The sequence below is a fragment of the Pseudomonas sp. AC169 genome (assembly GCF_979258515.1).
The window spans coordinates 5939766-5963463 of the sequence record NZ_OZ409866.1 but is presented as its reverse complement, the minus strand read 5'-3'; the positions used below and the strand labels follow the sequence as shown (position 1 = coordinate 5963463).

The window sequence follows — 23698 nt, the reverse complement described above, 5'->3', positions numbered from 1 at the left end:
CGAATCCGAAGAACCCGAGAGCTTACACCATCACACCCTTCGGGTCTTGTCAGTGTCTGTAATGGCCCCTTCGCGAGCGGGCTCGCTCCCACCTTTACAATGCATCCCCCTGTGGGAGCGAGCCTGCTCGCGAAGACGATTTCACCGCTGACAAAAATACCCGCTTGACCAAGGAGAACAATCGTTCTACTGTTCGCCACATGAACGAAATCACTAGCAACGACACACGCGACATCATTCTGGATGTCACCGAAAAGTTGATCTACAAAAGTGGCATCGCTGCCACCAGCATGGATCTTCTGGTGAAAACCGCGGGCGTCTCGAGAAAAAGCATCTACCGTTACTTTGCCGACAAGGACGCACTGACCGTCGCCGCTCTGCAACGCCGCGATGTGCGCTGGATGCACTGGTACAGAAGCGCTGTCGATCAGGCCGAAACCCCGGCCGATCGCCTGCTCAACCTGTTTACCGTGCTCAAGAGCTGGTTTGCCTCGGAAGGTTTTCGCGGCTGCGCGTTCATCAACACCAGCGGTGAAACCGGCGACCCTGAGGACCCGGTGCGGCTAGTGGCCAAAGAACACAAACAGAAGCTGCTCGACTACGTGTGCGAGCTGTGTACCGAACATGGTGCCGAGGATCCGCAACTGCTGGCCAAACAGCTGCTGATCCTGATTGACGGTGCCATTACCGTAGCGCTTGTGATGGGTGATCACAGTGCCGCCGATAATGCGCAATGCATGGCGCGAAAGTTATTGGACCTGTAACGCCTTAATAAGCCGGACTTGTTGTTCAATTATTAATTAGATCGGGAGACTGAACATGTCTACTGCAGCCCAGGTACGTCCGCCATTGCCGCCCTTCAACCGCGAATCGGCGATCGAGAAAGTTAGACTGGCCGAGGATGGCTGGAACTCCCGCGACCCGGAACGGGTATCGCTGGCTTACACCCTCGACACCCAGTGGCGCAACCGCGCCGAATTCGCCAACAACCGCGAAGAAGCCAAGGCCTTTCTGACCCGCAAATGGGCGAAAGAGCTGGATTACCGTTTGATCAAGGAGCTGTGGGCTTACTCGGATACCCGCATCGCCGTGCGCTACGCCTATGAATGGCACGATGACTCAGGTAACTGGTTCCGCTCGTACGGCAACGAAAACTGGGAATTCGACGAGCAAGGCCTGATGTTCCAGCGCTATGCATGCATCAACGACATGCCGATCAAGGAAAGCGAACGCAAGTTCCACTGGCCGTTGGGCCGGCGCCCGGATGATCATCCGGGGCTGTCTGACCTCGGCCTGTAAAACCGGGACCTGTGAGCCTGTTGAATCTGCCGACCGTAGGACAACTGTAGGAGCAGCCTTCACTGCGCCTACAGTTGTTGCCTCACCGTTTTAAACACGAAAACCGTCCGGCCACTTGAGCTGCCACGCCAGAGGATAGAATCAAAACCTCCTCTTTGGTGGAACATAATCAGGGTCCGGCTCGAGTTCGTATGTAACAGTTGCGGAATGCTTGGACGGGTTTAGCACCACGTCTGAAATCTTCACTAACGACCCCGGTTTGTTTAGCAACCTCACAGCCTTTGCATTAGCGTCTTCTTTGGTTTCAGAAGTTCCGTGCAAATCAACGATAAACTCCATTGCTCATGCTCCTGCGTGACCTCCACCAAGTCGGAATAACCGGGCGTAGTGAAGTCTGCCATCAGATTCAAAATGGATAACCTGTCAAACTTGACAGGTATCGAGCTTGATTTGGAATAGCTTTCAGCAGTTTGATATCCAAATGTGTTGAATGCTCAGTCGGCTTTGCCGGTAGGCTGGCTCCCACAGGTTCGCATAAGTTTCAAGCGACGGCGGAGGTCTTCCCCGTCTCCAGTTCGCGAACGAGGGGCAACACTCGCCGCCCGAAATATTCCACCTCTTCCTGAAAGTGCAGAAACCCCGCCAGCACCAAATCCACCCCCACCGCCTTCAACGCCACAATCCGCTCGGCAATCTGCAACGGCGTACCAATCAAATTAGTCTTGAAACCATCGTTGTACTGCACCAGATCCTCGAACGTCGATTTCGCCCAGTTGCCCTCACCTTCCGGCGATGCCCTGCCCGCCTGCTTCGCCGCATCGCCAAAAGCATTCACTGCCTCTGGATCGGCCTGATCGATGATCTGCGCCAGTACGGCTCTGGCCTCTTCTTCGGTGTCACGGGCGATGACAAACGCGTTTACGCCAACTTTCACCGAATGATTATTCGCCCCTGCTTTGGCACGAATATCGTCGACCTGCGCCTTGATCCCCTCGACGCTGTTGCCATTGGTGAAATACCAGTCCGAAACCCGCGCGGCCATGTCCCGCGCTGCACGGGAACTGCCGCCCTGGAAAATCTCCGGACGGCCCAGTGGTTTCGGTTTCAGGCTGTAATTGTCGAAGCGATAGAAGTCGCCGCGAAAGGTGAAGTTGTCCTGACTCCACACCCCTCGCAATGAGCGAATGAACTCTTCGGAACGACGATAACGCTCGTCGTGCTCCAGCCAATGCTCGCCGATGGCCTGGAACTCGCCTTTGAACCAGCCGCTGACGATGTTCACCGCGATGCGGCCGTTGGTGAGTTGATCGATCGTCGCCAGTTGTTTGGCCGCCAGCGCTGGTTGCCATGGCCCGGGCAGGATTGCTGCAATCACCTTGAGTTTGCTGGTGGCCGCCAGCAACGCGTGACTGAACGCGACTGACTCATGCTGGAACTCGGCGCCATAACCGGCGGTGAAGCGAATCTGCGTCAACGCATATTCGAACCCGGCGGCCTCGGCGATTTGCGCCAGTTTGCGGTTGTAGTCGATGCCCCAATCGGTGCGCTGTTCGATCTTGCTGACCACCAGCCCACCGCTGACGTTCGGCACCCAGTAGGCAAATTTAACGGCTTGCTGACTCATTGGCGTGTCCTCGGGACATTTGCGGATATGGGAGTGGTAGAGCAGCAAGCGTGCCAGGGCTGGAATGCCCGGTTTTGTTGGGCTTCCCTGTTATTCAGATGTCTTTTTAAGTGAGATTTGTTGGCTGGATGTTGAGTAGGCAACAGTAGGTTTTGGACTAGCTGGGAAGCCGCCCTCGCGAGCAAGCTCGCTCCCACAGGGGATTTGTAGTGAATATTGATTTTGTGAACACCCCAAAAAACTGTGGGAGCGAGCTTGCTCGCGAAGGCGTCAACCGGGTCGCCGCAACACTTGGAAATGAGTAACATGAGCGCCCTCCCCGCAGCTCACGTTCTGCGCCCTGCCGAATAAGCCGATTCCATGCCTTTCGAACTCAGCGTTGACCTCACCACCCTCGCCATCCTGGCCCTCGTCGCTTTCATTGCCGGTTTCATCGATGCCATCGCCGGCGGTGGCGGTCTGTTGACCACGCCAGCCCTGCTCACCGCAGGCCTGCCGCCACATCTGGTGCTCGGCACCAACAAACTGAGCTCGACCTTCGGCTCGGCCACCGCCAGTTTCACCTTCTACAAACGCAAGCTGTTCCACCCAAGGCAATGGACCCACGCCATCGTCGGCACGCTGGTCGGCGCACTGACCGGCGCTGTCGTTGCTCATTACCTGCCGGCGGAATGGCTGAACAAAATGCTCCCGGTGATCGTGTTCGGCTGCGGTCTGTATCTGTTGTTCGGCGGCACACCGAAAGCGCCGCTGGACAGCAATGCACCGATCAAAAAGAAATGGCAGTCGACCCAAGGCTTCAGCCTCGGTTTCTACGACGGTGTCGCCGGCCCCGGCACCGGCGCCTTCTGGACAGTCAGCAGTCTTCTGCTTTACCCGATCGACCTGGTCAAGGCCAGCGGCGTGGCGCGCAGCATGAACTTCGTCAGCAACATTGCGGCGCTGTCGGTGTTCGTGTTTTCGGGGCAAGTGGACTGGATCATCGGCCTGAGCATGGGCCTGTCGGTGATGGTCGGCGCGTTCTTTGGCGCGCGCACCGCGATCAGCGGCGGCGCCAAGTTCATTCGCCCGGTGTTCATCACCGTGGTCCTGGGTTTGACCGTGCGCCTAGCCTGGCAGCACTGGTTCAGCGTGGCCTAAGCGCCGCGCCACGTAGACGTCGATCAGGTAACGGGCAATCGACTTGGACGCCGGCAGTGGCGGCAGGTCGTGCACGTCGAACCACTGGGCATCTTCGATCTCGTCTTCCTGACAGACAATCTCGCCACCGGCATATTCGGCATGGAAGCCGAGCATCATCGAATGCGGAAACGGCCAGCACTGGCTGCCCATGTACTGAATGTTCTGCACCTCGATCTGCACTTCTTCGCGCACTTCACGAATCAGGCAATCCTCAGCGGACTCGCCCGGCTCGGCGAACCCGGCCAGCGTGCTGTAAACCCCGGTGACGAAGCGTGGTGAACGCGCCAGCAGAATCTCGTCACCGCGAGTGATCAGCACGATCATGCTCGGCGAAATACGCGGATAACTGCGCAGGTCGCACGACTGGCAATACATCGCCCGCTCGCGCGGCACTTGCGTCATCGCCTGGCCGCAGTTACCGCAAAAACGGTGCTCGCGGGCCCACGTGCCAATCTGCGCGGCGTAACCGAGCACTTTGTAAATCGTGTGATCGCCATCGAGCATGAACGCCCGCAGGCCTTTCCAGTTGCAACCCTGCACCTCACTGGCACTGCGCAGTTCCAGCAAGTACACCGGCTCGCCATCGAGATGGCCAATGCCGTGCTCGGCGAGGATCGACAAGTCCTGACGCTTGAGCCATTCCCGCGGGAACAACGCGCCGTTGTCATCGAACAGAAAACCGTCCGGGCTGCGCGCCACGGCCCAGCCGCCGGGTTGATCGGTGTCCAGTACTGCAGTGGTCCAGCGAGATGTCATGGTTTCTCAGTCCAGAAATTCGGGTTTCTGTTTGCTCATATGGGCGGCCATGGCCACGCGCAAGTCGGTGGATTGCAACATGGCGGCGTTCCAGGTGGCAACGTATTCGAGGCCGTCATCGATGCGATGGTCGCGCATGTAGCTGATCATTTCCTTGGTGCCGGTGACCGCGATCGGCGATTTCGAAGCGATCTCGCGAGCAATGTCGAACACGCCTTCGAGCAGCGCGTCTTTGTCGCTGTAGACGCGATTGACCAAGCCGATGTTGCGCGCCTCGTCAGCGCCGAAGGTACGACCGGTGTAAGCCAGCTCACGCAGCATGCCGTCACCGATGATCCGTGGCAACCGTTGCAAAGTGCCAACATCGGCGGCCATGCCGATATCGATTTCCTTGATCGAGAATTGCGCGTCTTCGGCGGCGTAGCGCATATCGCAAGCAGCGATCAGATCGATAGCGCCGCCCAAGCAATAACCCTGAATGGCCGCGAGTACCGGTTTGCGGCAATTGTCGACGGCGTTGAACGAGGCTTGCAGAGTGAGGATCTTGCGGCGCAGCAGGCGCGCGTTGCGGCCGACGTCCTTGCCCAATTCATTGGCGACGCCGGCGAGCATCATCAGGTCGATGCCGGAGGAAAAATGTTTACCGTTGCCGCTGAGCACCACCACACGCACTTCGTCGGTGTCGTCGATCCACTGGAAGACCTCGACGATCTCGCTCCAGAACGCCGCATTCATCGAGTTGATCTTTTCCGGGCGATTGATCTGCACATGGGCGATGTTGTCGGCCAGTTCGACGCTGAAGGCGGAGTATTGAGTCATGGCAGTGATCCTTTACCGGGCTGAAAATGAGGCCCGAACTATAACAAGGCATCACGGTGGCGGTTCGGCCAAATGCGGGACTGTCCTGAGTTTTGCTTCGCCTGTGCCGGCCCCTTCGCGAGCAGGCTCGCTCCCACAGGGGGAATGCATTTCAAAATGTGGGAGCGAGCCTGCTCGCGAAAGCGTCCGATCAATCACCAGAAATCATCGAGCCAAACGCCGAAGCCCAAACAACATACCCCCCGCCCCCAGCAACATCACCGCCAGAAACACCGGATAGGAAACCCACCACGGCGTCCCCGCCGTCATCATGCTGAACTCCGACATCCCGCCAATGCTCGCAATCAAATTCAACGGCAGGAACACCACGTTGATCAAGGTCAGCTTGCGCAGCAGGTTGTTCATGCTGTTGTTCATCAGATTGCCCCGCGCATCGATCAGCCCGGAAAACACTGTGGAGTAGATTTCCGCCTGCTTGTAGCACTGGTTGTTTTCGATGATCAGGTCGTCGATCAGGCCGAGCGCTTCGCTGCCGAAATGCTGTTTTTCCGCGTGATTGCGCAGGCGCGTCAGCACCGCGCCGTTGCTGTGCAGCGCGTTGATGTAATAGATCAGGCTTTCGCTGAGGTTGAACATCTGCACCAGATGCTGATTCTGCATCGAGGCGTTGAATTTTTGCTGCAGTTCGCGGGCGACCAATTTGATCACCTTGAGATGCCCGAGGTAGTGATGGATGTTGTTGAACAGCAGGTCGAGCAGCACATCCAGCGGTGTATTCAGCGGCTGGCGAGTGCCGAGGTCATGCAGCGGCGTCTCGTCGGTGGCGATCACCAGCAGTTGCCCGGGCGCGAACAACAGCCCGCAGGACGACACTTCGAACGCCAGACTGCCACCGCCGGAATAGTTTTCCGGGCGCTTCCAGATCAGGAACAGATGGTCGGGATGGAACTCGATGCGCGACACCTCGTCCGGGTCCAGCGCTGACGCCAGTGCATGCTCATCGACCTTGAAATGACTGTGTAGCAAGTCGCGCTCGGCGGCATCGGGGTTGCTGAACAGCATCACCTCAGCGTCCAATCGCTCGACCCGCTGCAAGGCGCCGTGGCTCAGTGCAAAGCTGTTGATCATCGGCGCTTCACCAGGCCTGACCACGACGCTTGAGTTCCAGGCGGCGCACGAATTCTTCCAGCACCAGTGAATACAGATCGTCGTGCAAATAGGCGTCTTCAATGCCGGCGTCGAGGTTGGGGTTGTCGTTGACTTCGATCACCACCACTTTGTCGCCGGCCTGCTTCAGATCGACGCCATAGAGACCGTCGCCGATCAGGTTGGCGGTCTTAACCGCCAGTTCTACCACCGCACGCGGCGCCTCGTGGATCGCCATGGTCCGGCACTCGCCATTGACGTCCTGGCCTTTGGCCTTGTGGTTGTAGATCTGCCAATGGCCCTTGGACATGAAGTACTGACAGGCAAAAATCGGCTTGCGGTTGAGCACGCCAATGCGCCAGTCGTACTCGGTGTAGAAAAACTCCTGAGCCAGCAGCAACACCGAGTGTTCAAACAATTCGGCGGTGGCTTCGAGCAACGCCTGCTGGCTTTCGACCTTGATCACACCCCGCGAGAAACAGCCGTCGGGAATCTTCAGCACCAACGGAAAACCGAGGCGTTCGCCGACTCGTTCGAAGTCTTCGGGTCGTTCCTTGTAGAGAATTTCGGTGGCGGGCATACCCAGTTGATGGCTGTTGAGCAGATCGGTCAGATAAACCTTGTTGGTGCAGCGCAGAATCGATGTCGGGTCATCCATCACCACCAGCCCTTCGCTCTCGGCCTTCTTGGCGAATCGGTAAGTGTGATTGTCGACGCTGGTGGTTTCGCGGATCAGCAAACCGTCGTACTCGGCCAGGCGTGCGTAATCCTTGCGTTCGATCAGTTCGACATCGATGCCCATGCCCTTGCCGACCCGGACAAAGTTCGCCAGCGCCTTACTGTTGGACGGCGGCAAGGCTTCCTGCGGATCATGCAGAATCGCCAGGTCGTAGCGCGCTACTTGTGGCGAGCGCGGCACTCGCCAGACTTTACGGTTGAAACCGTCGAGTGCATTGGCAAACTGATCTTCCTGATCATCGCGCAACTTGTGCAAGGCACCCGACTTTATCCCTTCAATGTGCCAACCGTTAGTTCGGCGAAACTCAACTAACAGAATCGGACAGGGAAATACTTCAAACAATTGCCGGGCCAGATCCTGTAATGGCTCGATATGTGTCCGGCCAAAATACAGAGTCAGCGTGAAACCTTCGGTATCACTGTAGAGATGATGACTGAGGGCTTTCTCCAGGGTTTTATCGAGATCATCCAGTGCCAGGCCGTACAGTGATTTTTTCGTCAGCTCGCTGATGGTGCGCACCGACGGAATCACCTTGTGCCCCCGTGCCTCGGCAAGCAGCGAGCAGTAGTACCCGTGGCCCAGGTACTTGTAGCTGCGGCACAGATTGATCACCTGCACGCGTTTGCCCGGCTCGCTGTCGCAGCTGTGCTCGAGGTACTCCTGAGCCGTCACGATGTCTTCACTGGGGAAGTATGAAGCCCAGTCTTCCTTGCGCTCGACAATGATTACAACCTGGCTGGATGTTTTGATCGCCGAACTTAAATAAGTTGCCGCCGGCAAACTTTGCTCGGATACTTCGCGCCAATGACCCTGTACCGCTGACATAGAGATTGATCCGTTGGAGAACAAGACCTTTTCTATTAAGCACGAAGTTTTTCGAAAGTCTCGTTTCGTTACGCAACTTTTACGGTGGTCATATGAAGGCTGTTTTTCGTTTGGCGGTAGTTGAAGACTTGCCGGCATTGCTGGCACTGGAAATGCAATGTTTCACCACGGACCGGCTCACCAGTCGCAGCTTTCAATGGATGATCACCCGCGCTCACGGGCAGTTGCTGGTGGCCGAATGCGAAGGTCGACTGCTGGGCTACGCACTGGTGTTGTTTCATCGCGGCACTTCGCTTGCGCGGCTGTATTCGATTGCGCTAGCGGTCGAGGCGCGCGGTACGGGCCTGAGCAAACAACTGCTGCAACGCATAGAAGTGTTGGCGCTGGAGCACGACTGCGCGTACCTGCGCCTGGAGGTGCGCATCGACAACCCTGCGGCCATCGCGCTGTACGAACGTAGTGGCTACCGGCGTTTTGCGCTGATCCACGATTACTACGAAGACCACGCCGACGCGCTGCGCCTGGAAAAACGCATCCTCCAGCACCGCGACTCGCGCAACATCAAAGTGCCCTACTACCAACAAACCACCGATTTCACCTGTGGCCCGGCGTGTCTGTTGATGGCCATGGGCGCACTGCAATCGGAGCGATCACTGGAGCGGCGCGAAGAATTGCAGATATGGCGTGAGGCGACCACGGTGTTCATGACCTCCGGCCATGGCGGTTGCAGCCCGCAGGGATTGGCGTTGGCGGCGTGGCGCCGGGGTTACAGGGTGGGCTTGCAACTGAGTCTGACCGGGCCATTGTTTCTCGATGGTGTGCGTGATGCGCATAAAAAAGACGTTATGCGTTTGGTTCATGATGAGTTCTCGGCGCAATTGCAGGAGACCGATGTCGAGTGTGTGATCGGTGCGCCGCTGGATCTGCCGCGTTTACTCGATGCCGGTGGGCAGCCGCTGGTGTTGATCAGCAGCTATCGACTGACCCGCTCCAAGTCGCCGCACTGGGTAGTCGTGACCGATTGCGACGAGGATTTCGTTTACCTCCATGACCCGGATGTCGACCACAGCCAGCATCGACAGCCCATGGATTGCCAGCATGTGCCGGTGAGTCATGGCGAGTTCGAGAAAATGTGCCGGTTTGGCCGGGAAAAGCTGCGCGCGGCGGTGGTGCTGTATTCCCGGGATGAGTCCGCCAGGTAACAGCGACCGTTGCGGCGAGGGCGCTTGCTCCCTCGCCGCAGGATTTGTCTGTACCCGACAAACTCTATTTCAGGCCGATTTTGTACAAAGAGCCTTTTTCCTCATCCGTCAGCACATACAAATATCCATCCGGCCCTTGTCGCACATCGCGAATCCGCTGCTTGAGTTCACCGAGCAAACGCTCCTCGTGCACCACCTTGTCACCATCGAACTGCAAGCGAATCAGTTCCTGAGTCACCAGCGCGCCGATAAACGCATTGTGTTGCCACGGTTTAAAGCGATCACCATCGTAAAACGCCATACCGGTAACGCCCGGCGACTTCTCCCACACATGGTGCGGCGCGACAGTGCCTTCGGCGGTTTTACCCTGGGCTTCCGGGATCGGCTGCATCGAATAATTGATACCGTGGGTTGCCAGCGGCCAACCGTAATTCTTGCCGCGTTCGATGATGTTCACTTCGTCGCCACCGCGCGGGCCGTGCTCGTTCTCCCACAGGGTGCCGGTCCATGGGTTGAGTGCCGCGCCTTGCGGGTTGCGCAGCCCGTAGGCCCATATCTCGGGGCGTACGCCGGACTGGCCGACAAAGGGATTGTCATCCGGCACCTTGCCGTCCGGATAGATGCGTACGACCTTGCCTTGCAGCTTGTCGAGATCCTGCGCGGTAGGTCGGTCGTTGTTTTCACCCAGGGTAATGAACAGATAGCCGTCGCGGTCGAACACCAGTCGCGAGCCGAAATGGTTGCCAACCGAAAGTTTGGGCTCCTGGCGGAAGATCACTTTGAAGTCCTTCAGCGTCTTCAAGTCATCCGAAAGCCGTCCGCGCCCGACGGCAGTCCCGGCCTTGTCGCCGGCACCGCCACCTTCGGCATAGGACAGATAGACCAGACGATCCTGTTTGAAATCCGGCGACAGCGCGACATCCAGCAACCCGCCTTGCCCCTTGGCCCAGACCTGCGGCACACCGGAGATCGGCGCCGACAGTTTGCCATCGGCCGCCACCACGCGCAGATTGCCCGGCCGTTCGGTCACCAGCATGCCTTGGCGGTCCGGCAGAAATGCCAGCGCCCACGGATGCTCAAGGCCTGCGCTGATGGTCGTGACTTCGAGGGTGCCCTGCTCGCTTTGCAGCTCTTTGGGGGCGGCGGCAAATGCCGGAGCGCTGATCAGCGCACCGGCACACAGTGTGGCTAGAAGGGTTTTACGCAACATGCACGATTCCTTTTGTTCGTTTGTGGGGCCGGCAGAACTTCAGTTCTGCTGTTCAACGATTGTTGTCTCCGCTGCGCGAAGGTGGATTGGGGATGAACGTGGGCGGTGTACTCGGCACCGAACGGATCGGCTGGCCGTTGCCAATGCCCCGGTTTTCGACGGTGGGCTGACGCGGCATCGGTACCGTGTTCGGCCCGCGAATGGGCGGAGCGCTGGGCTGGGTGCCCTGCATGCTGTTGGGGTTGGCCCGGCGGATCGGGCTGTTGTAGGGGTTGTTGCTGTTGCCGGTCGGGCTTTGCGCCAGCAAGACGTCGGCATGCACCAGACCGCCACTGAGGGTCAGGACGACGATGCCAAGCAGAATTCGGTTCATGACGCTGCCTCTCGGTGGGGCGGGAATAGAGCCTTCGAGTCCACGCTACGCCGAGGGTTCGGATTTGTTAACCCGTCAGCCTTAAACAACATGTAACACGGCTTGACCAAGTCACGGCAAACCCGCTCATCCCGGGGAAACTTTCCGCCAGGGCTGCAGGTCATCCGATCATCACTCGGAGAACTCACCATGGCTCGGGCAATCTGGAAAGGCGCAATCAGTTTCGGACTGGTGCACATCCCTGTCGCATTGGTCTCGGCGACCTCGTCGCAGGGCGTCGATTTCGATTGGCTCGACAGCCGCAGCATGGATCCGGTGGGTTATAAACGGGTCAACAAGGTCACCGGCAAGGAGGTCACCAAGGAGCATATCGTCAAAGGCGTGGCTTATGAAAAAGGCCGATACGTGGTGCTCAGCGAAGAGGAAATCCGCTCGGCGCACCCTGTTTCAACGCAGACCATCGACATATTCTCCTTTGTCGACGCCGAACAGATTCCCCTGCAAAACATCGACACGCCGTACTATCTGGCGCCAGACAAACGCGGCGGCAAGGTCTACGCGTTGCTGCGCGAAACCCTGAGCAAAACCAATAAAGTCGCCCTCGCCCGCGTGGTGCTGCATACGCGGCAGTACCTCGCCGCGCTGATGCCGCTGGAATCTGCGCTGGTGCTGGTGAAATTGCGTTGGCCGCAGGAAGTTCGCAGCCTCGATGCGCTGGAACTGGGCAGCGAAGTGACCAAGCCGCAGTTGGCCAAGGGTGAGCTGGACATGGCCAAGCGGCTGGTGCAGGACATGAGCGCGGACTGGAAGCCAGAAGACTACAAGGATGAGTTTGAAGACAAGATCATGGCCCTGGTCGAGAAAAAGGCCCATGAAGGCAAGATCGAGGATGTTGAGTCGGTGGGCGGCGAGGAAGAGCGCAAAACAGCCGATGTGATCGACCTGACCGAGCTGCTTAAACGCAGTCTGGGTGGCAAAGCGCCGGCGAAGCCAAAAGCGAAGGCCGCCAGCAAGGCTGCGCCAACCAAGAGGACAAAAAAGGCCTCCGGAGAATGACAATCCAGAGATCGTCAGGCAACTGACAGGTTGTATTTGAGAGAGTCATCGCTAGCAGGCTCGCTCCCACACCGTTCTGAGTCGAGTGCGAAATCCGCATTCACCCAATTGAATTGTGGGAGCGAGCTTGCTCGCGAAGGCGTAAGTTAATTCACTACATTGATCAGATCAGAATGAAGATCGCCAGCAAACCGCCGAAGATCGCCCACTTTTCCATGTAGTAACGCTTGCGATTGCGTTTTTTCAGTTCTTTGCCACGCAGACGAATCTTGTAGATCCGGGTAAACAATCGGTTGATCCCGCCAGTACGGTCGCCAGCATCGTTCGGCGCGCCCGCCGCCGACATCACCGTACGGCTGAACCAACTGTTGAACGCCGCCGCCCAGCGATATTTCATCGGCCGCTCGATGTCGCAGAACAGGATGATGCGGTTCTTGTCGGTGGTGTTTTCGGCGTAATGAATAAACGTCTCGTCGAACATCACCGCTTCGCCATCACGCCAGTGATAGTTCTCACCATCGACGTTGATGTAGCAACCGGCATCGTTCGGCGTGTCCAAGCCCAAGTGATAGCGATAGGAGCCTGCGTACGGGTCGCGGTGACGCACCAGTTTCGAACCCGGTGGCAGTTCGGCAAACATCGCTGCCTTGATCGAGCCGATGCTCTGCACCAGTTCGGTGGTGCGCGGGCACAGCTTCATCGCCGACGGATGGCTTTCGCCGTACCACTTCAGGTAGAACCGTTTCCAGCCACTTTTGAAAAAGGAGTTGAAACCAACATCGTCGTACTGATTAGAGCGCTTGATCTCGCCGGCACGCAGCAGGTTCTGCCCTTCTTCGCGGATTTCTTCCCAGTGCGCCTGCAACGGGCTCAAGTCCGGAAACTCGCTCGGGTCGAGGTACGGCTGGTTGGGCTTTTTCGAGAACAGATACAGAAAGCAGTTGATCGGCGCGAGGAACGTCGAATGGTCGCTCAATTGACGACCGAGTTTGTGCCGCACACGGCCCCGCAGGTGAACGTATGCAATCGAAATGACATAAATAGCAGCAATGATGAGTTTCACGGAAATCGTCACACGTCAGAAGTGAACAAACTGCGCGCCTGGCGGCCTGAGGCTCAGCGTCTTATGCAGTGGTCTGAATACAAATGGCACGTCCTTGGCCCGCGCCGTTTCCGGACGCTCGGTGAAAGGTGGCATTTTAGCCACAGTTTGTAACCGATAGTGAACCTTCATCTGTGAAAAACTGTCCGGCGTTTGCGCCAATCGGCGATCGTGGCGTCATCGCCCTATCGTTTAAAGAGCCAGACCAGTACAATCGCCGCCAAACTTTACGCGCCCCCCTTGGTTGATGACGGGACCTCCCCGCCTCAGCGCACTTTGACTCGGGCCAAGCGCTCCAGCCGCACCCTCGCTTTTTAAGAATGCTTCGCAGGAATAACTCTTGATCTCTACAGCTAACATCACGATGCAGTTCGGCGCCAAGCCGCTCTTCGAAAACGTTTCGGTCAAATTCGGCGCGGGCAACCGCTACGGCCTCATCGGCGCCAACGGTTGCGGCAAGTCGACCTTCATGAAAATCCTCGGCGGCGATCTCGATCCGTCCGGCGGTCAGGTCATGCTCGAGCCGAACGTGCGTCTGGGTAAATTGCGCCAGGACCAGTTCGCCTACGAAGAATTCACCGTGATCGACACCGTGATCATGGGTCACGAAGAGCTGTGGAAGGTCAAGGCCGAGCGCGATCGCATCTACTCGCTGCCGGAAATGAGCGAAGAAGACGGCATGGCCGTGGCCGAGCTGGAAACCGAATTCGCCGAGATGGACGGTTACACCGCCGAGTCCCGTGCCGGTGAACTGCTGCTGGGCCTGGGTATCGGCATCGAGCAACACTTCGGCCCGATGAGCGAAGTGTCGCCAGGCTGGAAACTGCGCGTATTGCTGGCGCAGGCGCTGTTCTCCGATCCGGAAGTGCTGTTGCTCGACGAACCGACCAACCACTTGGACATCAACACCATTCGCTGGCTGGAAAACGTTCTGACCCAGCGTAACAGCCTGATGATCATCATCTCCCACGACCGTCACTTCCTGAACAGCGTGTGCACGCACATGGCTGACCTGGATTACGGCGAGCTGCGCCTGTTCCCGGGCAACTACGACGAGTACATGACCGTGGCGACCCAGTCCCGCGAGCAACTGCTGTCGGACAACGCCAAGAAGAAAGCGCAGATTTCCGAGCTGCAATCGTTCGTTAGCCGCTTCTCGGCCAACGCCTCGAAAGCCAAGCAGGCCACCTCCCGCGCCAAGGCGATCGACAAGATCCAGCTGGCCGAGGTCAAGCCTTCGAGCCGCGTGAGCCCGTTCATTCGCTTCGATCAGAACAAAAAGCTGCACCGCCAGGCGGTCATCGTCGAAAAAATGGCCAAAGGCTTCGACGGCAAGCCGTTGTTCAAAGACTTCAGCTTCCAGGTTGAAGCCGGCGAGCGCGTGGCGATCATCGGCCCGAACGGTATCGGTAAAACCACCCTGCTGCGCACCCTGGTCAACGAACTGACCCCGGACGCCGGCAGCATCAAGTGGACCGACGCCGCCGAACTGGGCTATTACGCCCAGGACCACGCGCACGACTTCGAAGACGACGTTACGCTGTTCGACTGGATGGGTCAGTGGACTCAGGGCGAACAGATGATTCGCGGCACTTTGGGCCGCATGCTGTTCTCCAACGACGAGATCCTCAAGTCGGTCAAAGTGATTTCCGGTGGTGAGCAGGGTCGCATGCTGTTCGGCAAGCTGATTCTGCAAAAGCCGAACGTGCTGATCATGGACGAACCGACCAACCACTTGGACATGGAATCGATCGAGGCGCTGAACCTGGCGCTGGAAAACTACCCGGGCACGCTGATCTTCGTCAGCCACGACCGTGAGTTCGTATCGTCCCTGGCCACGCGCATCATCGAGCTGAGCCCGGATGGCGTGACCGACTTCAGCGGCACTTACGATGACTACCTGCGTAGTCAGGGCGTAGTGTTCTAAAAAAGCAGCTTCGAGTTTCGAGCGGCTAGCTGCAAGTTGAAAGCCCTGTCCATGTGACAGGGCTTTTTGCATTTCAGGGTGAGGGATTTGCGGGTGCGGCTACCTTCGCGAGCAGGCTCGCTCCCACATTTTGAAATGCATTCCCCTGTGGGAGCGAGCCTGCTCGCGAAGGGGCCAGTAGCGGCGAGATCAATCCTCAGGAAAAATAGATAGCCTGCTTTCTTTTATCGCAAGCCCAAGCCATGATGCGAACTCTCCCACCGCCGCCCGCGAACGAGTCCTCATGTCTGCGCAGCAACTGCCACCGCAAAGCTCCATGGCGATCACCCTGCAGATCGTCTCCATCGTGTTCTATACCTTTATTGCCTTCCTCTGCATCGGTTTGCCGATTGCGGTGTTGCCCGGTTATGTACATGAGCAGCTGGGTTTCAGCGCAGTCATTGCCGGGCTGGTGATTGGCTCGCAGTATCTGGCAACCCTGCTCAGCCGGCCAATGGCCGGGCGCATGTCGGATACGGTCGGGACCAAACGGGCGATCATTTATGGCTTGTGGGGCATCGTCCTCAGCGGCTTGTTGACGCTGGTATCCACGCTACTACAAGACTTTCCGCTGACCAGCCTGATCATTCTGATTATCGGGCGTTTGCTGCTCGGCATCGCCCAAGGGCTGATCGGGGTCGGCACCATCAGTTGGTGCATGGGCCAGGTCGGTGTCGAACACACGGCAAAATCCATCGGCTGGAACGGCATCGCCTCCTATGGCGCGATTGCCATTGGTGCGCCGCTGGGTGTGGTCATGGTCGCCGATTACGGTTTCACCAGCCTCGGTATCGCGTTGGCAGTACTGGCGGCGGGCGCGCTGCTGCTGATCCGCAACAAACCCTCCGTGCCGGTGATCCGTGGCGAACGGCTGCCATTCTGGGCAGTGTTCGGGCGGATTGCCCCGTATGGCGCCAGCCTGACCCTGGCCTCGATCGGTTACGGCACGCTGACCACGTTTATCACGCTGTATTACCTCAACCGTGGCTGGACCGGTGCGGCGTACTGCCTGACGGTGTTTGGCGTGTGCTTCATCCTGTCGCGTCTGCTGTTTATCTCGGCGATCGGTCGCTTTGGCGGGTTCAGGTCCGCTATCGCCTGCATGACCATCGAAACCGTGGGGTTGGTGCTGCTGTGGCTGGCGCCGTCGACCGCGTTCGCCTTGCTCGGCGCCGGGCTGGCGGGGTTTGGTCTGTCGCTGGTGTATCCGGCGCTGGGTGTTGAGGCGATCAAACAAGTGCCGAGTTCCAGTCGCGGCTCAGGGCTGGGGGCGTATGCGGTGTTCTTCGATCTGGCACTGGCGATTGCCGGACCGTTGATGGGCGCGGTGGCGTTGAATCTGGGGTATTCGTGGATTTTCTTCAGTGCGGCGCTGTTGTCAGTGATCGGGCTCGGCCTGACCTTGCTGCTCAAGAGCCGGGCATCGACCTGAATCATCGACGCAAAACCACAGTGGGAGCGAGCTTGCTCGCGAAGGCGGTGAATCAGTCAGCACATGTATTGACTGACACTACGCTTTCGCGAGCAAGCTCGCTCCCACAGTGGTTCTGTGGCTGACTATTGATCTGCGGTTTGCATCCCGGCCCGGGTCGGTTTGCCCAAGGCATGGGAGAAAAACCGCCCCGCCTCCGAGATCAGATTGCGATGGATATCCTCGCGATCGACACCATCAGCATCGGTACACAACGCTGGCATGGCGCGAATCTGCTCTTCATTACACGGCGCCATGAACACGAAGTGCCCTGCCCCAGCCAATAATTTGAAATCCGGCGCCGTCGGCAGTTTGCGCGCCAAGGCAGCAGCGTTTTTATCGAACGCGACCAGTTTGTCGCCATCGCCGCTGTAAAGCAGCACCGGCACATGCACATCGGCGAGGGTGTGCCGGCCGAATTTCAGACTCAGCGGTGCCATTAACAACAGCGCATGAACGCGCGGATCGGCCACCGGTTGCAGGTCATCGCGATCGACGATCAGCTCACCCTGCGTATTGCAGGCGTCACGATCATCCGGACGTTCCTGGCAATAGCGGCGCAGACGATCCAGGTCCGGTTGCGCGCCCGACAGAATCAAAGCAGTTTCGCCACCTGCGGAATAACCGATCACGCCGACCTGCTCAGCGTTGACATACGGCGCGAGCATGCGATCGCCAAGGGTTGCGGTGATGGCTTCGGAAATCTGGATCGGCCGTCCGTAGAGATTGCTCAGGGTGCCCAGTCGGCTGTGATCTTTGGAGTTGTCGCCGGGATGAATCACCGCCACCACCACGAAGCCTTTGCGCGCCAGGGACGTCGCAAGGTCGTGCAGCGCCAGCGGTGTGCCAGTGTTGCCGTGAGAGAGCATCAGCATGGGAAAGCGGCCGATGGCAACCTTGGTGTCTTCGCCGGCCTCGACCGAATAGCCTTCGAGCAGGCTCAAGTGTTCGCGGTCGCTGGACGGATAGAAGGCGATGGCGCGCATCGGTTGCAGATCCAGCGGATCGAGGAAGGTCATTTCGTGATAACCAACGCTCCACACAGGATGACGTCCAGGCGCAGCTTGCACTGAATTCAGGCTGCCTAGCAGGCAAATCAGTAACGTTGCACAAAGACGCATCATGGGATGCCCACCCTGTTGTTACTCAATCGAAAGATCCGTTGCGTTGCGGGCCTGAAACCCCGGGGATTCGGTGTTTCGGTACGGCAATGCATTCAGACGCTGATTGTGTGACTGCATAACCCGGGCCAGATTATGTAACAACCAGAAACAAAAAACTCCGTATTCGCCCCTTGCGGAACCAGAATACAGAGTTTTTTGCGTGTTACCTGAACATCAGCTGTTCTTTACGCAAGCCTTACGCGGCGGCGAACAGTTGCTCGCTGATTTTTGCCTGGGCAGCAGTCATGGCGTTGTTACGCACTTCTTCGCCATAGGCCAGGCCTTCGGCACGAACAATTTCGATGTCGGTGATGCCGAGGAAGCCCAGCACCAGCTTCAGGTACTCTTCGTGAGCGATACCGCTGGCCTGACCGGCGTGGATGCCGCCGGAAGTGGATACGATTACCACTTTCTTGCCGTCGCACAGGCCTTCAGGGCCGGCTTCGGTGTAACGGAAGGTTTGACCGGCAACGGCAACGCGGTCGATCCACGCCTTGAGTTGGGTCGGTACGGTGAAGTTGTACATCGGTGCAGCGATGACGACGGCGTCGGCAGCGATGAACTCGGCCAGGGTCGAAGCACTCAGTTCGGCTTCGTGCTGTTGTGCGGCGTTGCGCAGTTCAGCGGTGGTGCCGGCGGCCACCAGAGTGGTCGACGAGAAATGGCTGATGGCGTCGGCGGCCAGGTCGCGGTAGGTCACCACGGCACTTGAATCAGCAGCCTGCCAGGCTTTGACAACTTCGCTACTCAACTGACGGGAAGCCGAGTTGTCGCCCAGAATGCTCGAATCGATATGCAGCAGTTTCATGTGGAATCTCCTGGAAGGAATCGCCGGTGGCGATGGAATGGAGACAATCCTACGCAAGAAACCAATGGATGATTAGCCGCCTGAAATGCGATAGTTTGTCCCACTGATAGAACAGTTGGATTTATCTATGCAAGACCTCAACGATCTCTACTATTTCGCCAAAGTCGTCGAGGCCGGCGGGTTTGCCGCGGCCGGGCGATTGCTCGGGATTCCCAAGTCAAGGTTGTCGCGGCGTATAGCCGAACTGGAAGAACGCCTCGGTGCGCGTTTGTTGCAACGCACCACCCGGCAACTCAATCTCACGGCGGTGGGCGAACGCTATCTGCGTCATTGCCAGGCAATGTTGCTGGAAGCGGAAATGGCCGATGAGGCGGTGGCGAGCATGTCCAGTGAGCCGCGCGGGCGACTGCGCGTCTCCTGCCCGACCGGTCTGGCCCGGGAAATGTTGCCGTGGGTCATCAGCGAATTTCTTGGCAAATTTCCGCAGGTGCAACTGGAAGTCGTCCTGCTTAATCGCCGCGTCGATCTGGTTGGCGAAGGTTTTGATGTCGCGCTGCGTGTGCGTGAACACGGTGATGAGGATCCGTTGCTGGTCACTCGGCGCTTGCGTCAGGCGCAAATGGTGGTGGTGGCCAGTCCGGCATTCTTGCAGGATCTGACGATCAACCATCCGCAAGACTTGAAGAACCTTCCTGTACTCGGTGCGCTGGAGGCCGATCGCATGGTGCATGTGCGCCTGCTCGACCAAAAGGGCAACAGTTTCGAACTGAATATGGAAGCCCGCCTGGGCATCGATGACTTTGTCGTGCGCAAGGCCTGCGTTCTGGCCGGTCAGGGTTTTACGTTGTTGCCGATGATGTATTGCGAGGCCGAGCTGGAAAACGGCACGCTGGTGCAAATGCTGCCCGAGTGGTCACTGCCCGGCGGCTGGCTGCAAGCGGTGTATCCGCATCGACGCGGGGTGATGCCGGCTGTGCGCGCATGGATCGATCATCTGGTCGAATCGTTCAATGCCTGTGGGGAGCGGTTGTTATGAGCAAGGGAAAGATGAGCGAAGCCGGCGTGGCGGCGTTCTGCCTGGCATTGCCGGGCGCTCGGGAAGATTACAAGTGGGGCGGCGTGCGGGTGTTTTCGATTGCCGGCAACAAGATGTTCGCCTTGCAAGGACTGCGTGGCGACTCACTGGCGTTCAAGGTCGACAAGGATCTGTTTCTCGGCCATTGCGACCGTCCGGGCATACACCCGGCACCGTATCTGGCGCGGGCGCAGTGGATCATCATGCATCCGCCCTACCCGCTGAGTGCCGAGGAGTTGCGCGGGTTGTTGCAGCGCTCGCATCAATTGGTGGTGAGCAAGTTGCCGAAGAAAACCCAAATCGGATTATTACTTTAACTTCCCCTGTGGGAGCGAGCCTGCTCGCGAAAGCGGACTTTCATTCAACGATGATGTCGTCTGACACGACCTCTTCGCGAGCAGGCTCGCTCCCACATTGGTTTTTTGCAGTTCTTTAGAACAGCGCCAGCAAGTTCGAGCCAAGAAACAGCTGGTCGATCCAGAACACCTGATGCAGCAGCACAATCACCCAGAACAGAATCTGAAACGACACCTTGCGCGTCTTGTGCCGGAACACCTGCTGGGCGATCAACGCGCCCGGCCAGCCACCGGCCAGTTCCACGGCATGAAGGATGTTCTCCGGCGTGCGCCAGGCATCCGCGCGCGCCTTGCGCTTGTCGGCCCAATACATGAAGAACGCGAGCACACTGACCACGCCATAAGCGGTCAGCGGCACCAGCGAGATCCCGCGCAGCCACATCGACACCGAGCCGAACAACGGCAACGCGCAGACGATCAGCAGAATGACCAGTTTAAGCTTCAGGTTCTGGATGCTGTTGCCACCCGATGGTCGCCCTTCGGGGCGGCGTGCGCGGGAATCACTCATGGCTTGGCCGCCGCCCAATCGATCCAGCCAAACTGCCACGTTGCCAGGATGACCAGACCAAACACGATCCGATACCAGGCAAACGCCGCATAACTGTGGCTGGCAATGAACTTGAGCAAGCCGCGCACGGCAATCATGGCGAAGATAAACGCGGTGACAAAACCGATGGCAAACACCGGGAAGTCCGCCGGCACAAACAGGTCGCGGTATTTGTAGCCCGAGTAGACCGCCGCACCGACCATGGTCGGCATCGCGAGGAAGAATGAAAACTCGGTGGCAGTCTTGCGCGACAGGCCGAACAGCAAGCCGCCAATGATCGTCGAGCCGGAGCGCGAAGTGCCAGGGATCATCGCCAGACACTGGGCGAAGCCGACTTTCAATGCATCCTTCCAGGTGATCTCGTCGACCGTCTCGGCGTGCACTTCATGCTGACGTTTTTCCGCCCACAACATGATGATGCCGCCCACCACCAGCGCAGCCGCGACGGTAACCGGATTGAACAGGTATTCGTGGATCAGGTCGGCGAAGATCACACCCAGCACCACGGCGGGCAAGAAAGCGATCAGCAGGTTGGCGGTAAAACGTCGTGCGCTCGGCTGGGTCGGCAAGCCGATGACCACGTCGAGAATCTTGCGTCGAAACTCCCAGACCACCGCGAGGATCGCGCCGAGCTGGATGATGATATTGAACGCCATGGCTCGTTCGCCGCCGAAATCGAGCAAGTCGGCAACGATGATCTGGTGTCCGGTACTGGAAATGGGCAAAAACTCCGTCAGCCCCTCTACAACTCCTAGTATCAGTGCCTGCAAGGCCGTCCAAAGATCCATCAATCCCCCAAAGAGCGATGCACGCGGGCATGCCCCGATAGTATTTTTTTTTCGTTCACTGCGATCAGCGTAGCTGGTTATGGCTGTACCGATTCCGCACGCACAGGATCCACACGAAACGGTCAAAATTCCGTGAAATATCAATTTGGATTCAGGTTTTCACGCGCGGGGCCGAAATCCTAACAGACAAGCCTTAATAGCGCTGCCGCGTTATACGACTTGGGTCGCGTATGCCCGCTCACAAATTCGTGGTTGGATGCTGGCGGTCGTTTATTACAAGAAAAAGAATCCGGAGTGACAGCGTTATGAACAGCTTGCGCAGTGTGTCGATCAGCCGACGCTTGTGGCTCATCTTGATTGTGGCGGTGGTCATGTTGCTGACCTTGGGCGCGTTGATGCTCAAGCAGATCCACGACGATCTCTATCACGCCAAAGCCCAGAAAACCCAGCACGTGGTGCAGACGGCCAGCGGCCTGCTGACCTATTACCACGACCTCGAAACCGCCGGCACCCTGACCAAAGAAGCGGCGCAGAAACAGGCGCTGACGGCAATTCGTGGTTTGCGTTATGACCAGAGCGATTATTTCTGGATCAACGACCTCACGCCTGTGATGGTCATGCACCCGACCAACCCGAAACTCGAAGGCCAAAACCTCTCGGCGATCCGCGACCCGGACGGTTTTGCGGTGTTCAACGAGATGGTCGCCATCGCCCGATCCAAAGGCGCCGGCATGGTCGACTACCGTTGGCCAAAACCGGGCGCCAGTGAGCCGGTGGCCAAGACCTCCTACGTCAAACTGTTCGAGCCGTGGGGCTGGGTGCTCGGCTCCGGGGTTTACGTTGACGACGTTCAAGCGGAATTCCAGGGTCAGGTGATCAAGGCTACGGTCATCGGCCTGGCGATTGCGCTGATCATGGCGTTGCTGGTGATCCTGATCGCGCGCAGCATCGTCCGTCCATTGCAGGAAACCGTGAACGCGATGGCCAACATCGCCAGCGGTGAAAGCGACCTGACCCGCAGCCTCGATACTCATGGCAAGGATGAAGTCACTGAACTGGCGCATCACTTCAATGCCTTTACCGCCAAACTGCGCCGGGTGATCGGTGACTTGCAGGTGTCAGCCAGCGCCCTGGGCCAGTCGTCCAGCGAACTGGGCAATGACGCCTCGCAGGCCCAGCAGCGCAGCCAGCAGCAATCGCAGCAGATGGAACTGGTGGCCACGGCGATCAACGAAGTGACCTATGGCGTGCAGGACGTGGCGAAGAACGCCGAGCACGCCGCCGCCGAAATGCGCGACGCCGAAGCGCAGGCGCAACAGGGCCAGATCAACATCGATGGCAGCTTGCAGCAGATCGACAAGCTGTCAGGCACCATTGATCAAGCGGTTGAAGTGATTCGCACCCTGGCTGCCGAAAGCACCCAGATCGGCAGCGTGCTGGAAGTGATCCGCTCGATTGCCGAGCAGACCAACCTGCTCGCGCTCAACGCGGCAATTGAAGCGGCCCGCGCCGGTGAGCAAGGGCGCGGCTTTGCCGTGGTCGCCGATGAAGTGCGCTTGTTGGCGCAGCGTACGCAGAAATCGACGGCGGAAATCCAGTCGATGATCGAACGTCTGCAGAACCATTCCGAGGCGGCCGTGAAGGTCATCGGCGACAGCAGCAAGGCGTCGCAATTGACCATCGAACAAGCAGGACTGGCCGGGGCGAGCCTGAATGCCATTGGCCAGGCGTTGCGCAACCTCAATGGTCTGAATGCGTCGATTGCCAGCGCTACGCTGCAACAGGCGCATGTGGTCGAGGACATCAATCAGAACGTCACCCAGGCCGCTGGCCTCTCGCACAGCACGGCGATCGCAGCCGAACAGTCGAGCGCAGCCAGCCTGCGCCTCGGCCAATTGAGCGAACAACTGAACGCCCTGTTACGCCAGTTCCGCGTCTGACCCGTATGACTCTGGTGAGCCCACCCCTCACCCCAGCCCTCTCCCCGAGGAGAGGGGGCCGACCGAGGTGTCTCAAGCTATACGTCGACCTGAAAAATCGATTCGATTATGGATTCAACACAGAAAGATCAGGTCGGCGTATCTCGAACATCCAACTCGGTCAGTCCCCTCTCCCTCTGGGAGAGGGTTAGGGTGAGGGGTTTGGGCGAATGCAGTACAATCCGCCTCCTTCTTTCACTTCACCAAGGAAC

23 protein-coding genes are annotated in these 23698 nt (G+C 58.3%); 10 read left to right on the top strand and 13 right to left on the bottom strand.

The features are described 5' to 3' along the window. Nucleotides 1–200: 200 nt before the first annotated feature. Both ACZZ0G_RS26585 and ACZZ0G_RS26580 read left to right on the top strand, forming a co-directional pair. On the top strand, nt 201–764 hold the full coding sequence (locus tag ACZZ0G_RS26585; protein ID WP_463558186.1) for a TetR/AcrR family transcriptional regulator: 564 nt from the start codon (nt 201–203) through the stop codon (nt 762–764). 55 nt (nt 765–819) lie between these two features. Continuing rightward, the gene (locus ACZZ0G_RS26580) at nt 820–1299 is read left to right on the top strand and encodes a nuclear transport factor 2 family protein (RefSeq protein ID WP_123449987.1); all 480 of its coding nucleotides are present in this window, start codon (nt 820–822) and stop codon (nt 1297–1299) included. A 141-nt stretch (nt 1300–1440) separates the two neighbouring features. Here ACZZ0G_RS26580 and ACZZ0G_RS26575 read toward each other — a convergent pair whose 3' ends face one another. Further along, nucleotides 1441–1638 (bottom strand): hypothetical protein, encoded by a 198-nt coding sequence (locus ACZZ0G_RS26575; RefSeq protein ID WP_463558185.1) that lies wholly within the window; start codon nt 1636–1638, stop codon nt 1441–1443. A 202-nt stretch (nt 1639–1840) separates the two neighbouring features. Next, nucleotides 1841–2923: a dimethylsulfone monooxygenase SfnG gene (sfnG, locus tag ACZZ0G_RS26570; RefSeq protein WP_463558184.1), complete on the bottom strand. Its 1083-nt coding sequence runs from the start codon at nt 2921–2923 to the stop codon at nt 1841–1843. Between the two features lie 360 nt (nt 2924–3283). On the opposite strand from sfnG, the gene ACZZ0G_RS26565 reads away from it, so the two are divergent. Then, nucleotides 3284–4063: a TSUP family transporter gene (locus ACZZ0G_RS26565; RefSeq protein WP_463558183.1), complete on the top strand. Its 780-nt coding sequence runs from the start codon at nt 3284–3286 to the stop codon at nt 4061–4063. On the opposite strand, the gene nudC is transcribed toward ACZZ0G_RS26565, so the two are convergent. From nudC to ACZZ0G_RS26545, 4 genes are all read right to left on the bottom strand, one after another. Beyond that, nucleotides 4031–4861 (bottom strand): NAD(+) diphosphatase, encoded by an 831-nt coding sequence (nudC, locus tag ACZZ0G_RS26560; protein WP_463558182.1) that lies wholly within the window; start codon nt 4859–4861, stop codon nt 4031–4033. The two genes, ACZZ0G_RS26565 and nudC, sit on opposite strands and share 33 nt — an antisense overlap. A gap of 6 nt (nt 4862–4867) precedes the next feature. After that, the gene (locus tag ACZZ0G_RS26555) at nt 4868–5680 is read right to left on the bottom strand and encodes a crotonase/enoyl-CoA hydratase family protein (RefSeq protein WP_463558181.1); all 813 of its coding nucleotides are present in this window, start codon (nt 5678–5680) and stop codon (nt 4868–4870) included. A gap of 204 nt (nt 5681–5884) precedes the next feature. Then, nucleotides 5885–6808 carry a magnesium transporter CorA family protein gene (locus tag ACZZ0G_RS26550; protein WP_463558180.1) on the bottom strand — a complete coding sequence of 308 codons (924 nt, stop codon included), beginning with the start codon at nt 6806–6808 and terminating at the stop codon, nt 5885–5887. A 7-nt stretch (nt 6809–6815) separates the two neighbouring features. Beyond that, on the bottom strand, nt 6816–8390 hold the full coding sequence (locus tag ACZZ0G_RS26545; protein WP_463558179.1) for a RimK family protein: 1575 nt from the start codon (nt 8388–8390) through the stop codon (nt 6816–6818). Between the two features lie 92 nt (nt 8391–8482). On the opposite strand from ACZZ0G_RS26545, the gene ACZZ0G_RS26540 reads away from it, so the two are divergent. Next, the gene (locus ACZZ0G_RS26540) at nt 8483–9592 is read left to right on the top strand and encodes a peptidase C39 family protein (protein WP_463558178.1); all 1110 of its coding nucleotides are present in this window, start codon (nt 8483–8485) and stop codon (nt 9590–9592) included. A gap of 64 nt (nt 9593–9656) precedes the next feature. Here the strand turns inward: ACZZ0G_RS26540 and ACZZ0G_RS26535 are convergent, their stop codons facing one another. Together ACZZ0G_RS26535 and ACZZ0G_RS26530 are read right to left on the bottom strand one after the other, a co-directional pair. Beyond that, nucleotides 9657–10802 (bottom strand): PQQ-dependent sugar dehydrogenase, encoded by a 1146-nt coding sequence (locus ACZZ0G_RS26535; RefSeq protein WP_463558177.1) that lies wholly within the window; start codon nt 10800–10802, stop codon nt 9657–9659. Nucleotides 10803–10854: 52 nt separating this feature from the next. After that, nucleotides 10855–11175, bottom strand: a complete 321-nt coding sequence (locus tag ACZZ0G_RS26530) for a hypothetical protein (RefSeq protein ID WP_463558176.1) — start codon at nt 11173–11175, stop codon at nt 10855–10857. A gap of 189 nt (nt 11176–11364) precedes the next feature. On the opposite strand from ACZZ0G_RS26530, the gene ku reads away from it, so the two are divergent. Next, a complete protein-coding gene (gene ku / locus ACZZ0G_RS26525; RefSeq protein ID WP_463558175.1) occupies nt 11365–12231 on the top strand; it encodes a non-homologous end joining protein Ku in 867 nt (288 codons plus the stop codon). Nucleotides 12232–12394: 163 nt separating this feature from the next. On the opposite strand, the gene lpxO is transcribed toward ku, so the two are convergent. Further along, nucleotides 12395–13294 (bottom strand): lipid A hydroxylase LpxO, encoded by a 900-nt coding sequence (gene lpxO / locus ACZZ0G_RS26520; protein WP_463558174.1) that lies wholly within the window; start codon nt 13292–13294, stop codon nt 12395–12397. Nucleotides 13295–13673: 379 nt separating this feature from the next. On the opposite strand from lpxO, the gene ACZZ0G_RS26515 reads away from it, so the two are divergent. After that, nucleotides 13674–15260 (top strand): ABC-F family ATPase, encoded by a 1587-nt coding sequence (locus tag ACZZ0G_RS26515; protein ID WP_007914779.1) that lies wholly within the window; start codon nt 13674–13676, stop codon nt 15258–15260. A gap of 283 nt (nt 15261–15543) precedes the next feature. After that, nucleotides 15544–16731 carry an MFS transporter gene (locus ACZZ0G_RS26510; protein ID WP_463558173.1) on the top strand — a complete coding sequence of 396 codons (1188 nt, stop codon included), beginning with the start codon at nt 15544–15546 and terminating at the stop codon, nt 16729–16731. 125 nt (nt 16732–16856) lie between these two features. Here the strand turns inward: ACZZ0G_RS26510 and ACZZ0G_RS26505 are convergent, their stop codons facing one another. Further along, nucleotides 16857–17894, bottom strand: a complete 1038-nt coding sequence (locus ACZZ0G_RS26505; RefSeq protein WP_463558172.1) for an alpha/beta hydrolase family protein — start codon at nt 17892–17894, stop codon at nt 16857–16859. Between the two features lie 235 nt (nt 17895–18129). Further along, the gene (locus ACZZ0G_RS26500; protein WP_463558171.1) at nt 18130–18741 is read right to left on the bottom strand and encodes an FMN-dependent NADH-azoreductase; all 612 of its coding nucleotides are present in this window, start codon (nt 18739–18741) and stop codon (nt 18130–18132) included. A gap of 127 nt (nt 18742–18868) precedes the next feature. On the opposite strand from ACZZ0G_RS26500, the gene ACZZ0G_RS26495 reads away from it, so the two are divergent. Both ACZZ0G_RS26495 and ACZZ0G_RS26490 read left to right on the top strand, forming a co-directional pair. Then, entirely contained in the window at nt 18869–19777 is a 909-nt protein-coding gene (locus ACZZ0G_RS26495) for a LysR substrate-binding domain-containing protein (protein WP_463558170.1), read from the top strand. Beyond that, on the top strand, nt 19774–20133 hold the full coding sequence (locus ACZZ0G_RS26490) for an MmcQ/YjbR family DNA-binding protein (protein ID WP_463558169.1): 360 nt from the start codon (nt 19774–19776) through the stop codon (nt 20131–20133). The genes ACZZ0G_RS26495 and ACZZ0G_RS26490 overlap by 4 nt, the downstream gene beginning before the upstream one ends. Nucleotides 20134–20248: 115 nt before the next feature. Here the strand turns inward: ACZZ0G_RS26490 and ACZZ0G_RS26485 are convergent, their stop codons facing one another. Together ACZZ0G_RS26485 and ACZZ0G_RS26480 are read right to left on the bottom strand one after the other, a co-directional pair. Beyond that, nucleotides 20249–20680, bottom strand: coding sequence for a DUF1294 domain-containing protein (locus tag ACZZ0G_RS26485; RefSeq protein ID WP_463558168.1), 432 nt, complete (start codon nt 20678–20680; stop codon nt 20249–20251). Then, nucleotides 20677–21507, bottom strand: coding sequence for an undecaprenyl-diphosphate phosphatase (locus ACZZ0G_RS26480; protein ID WP_463558167.1), 831 nt, complete (start codon nt 21505–21507; stop codon nt 20677–20679). Before ACZZ0G_RS26480 ends, ACZZ0G_RS26485 begins: the two co-directional genes overlap by 4 nt. A 305-nt stretch (nt 21508–21812) precedes the next feature. On the opposite strand from ACZZ0G_RS26480, the gene ACZZ0G_RS26475 reads away from it, so the two are divergent. Then, on the top strand, nt 21813–23447 hold the full coding sequence (locus ACZZ0G_RS26475; RefSeq protein WP_463558166.1) for a methyl-accepting chemotaxis protein: 1635 nt from the start codon (nt 21813–21815) through the stop codon (nt 23445–23447). Nucleotides 23448–23698: the final 251 nt, after the last annotated feature.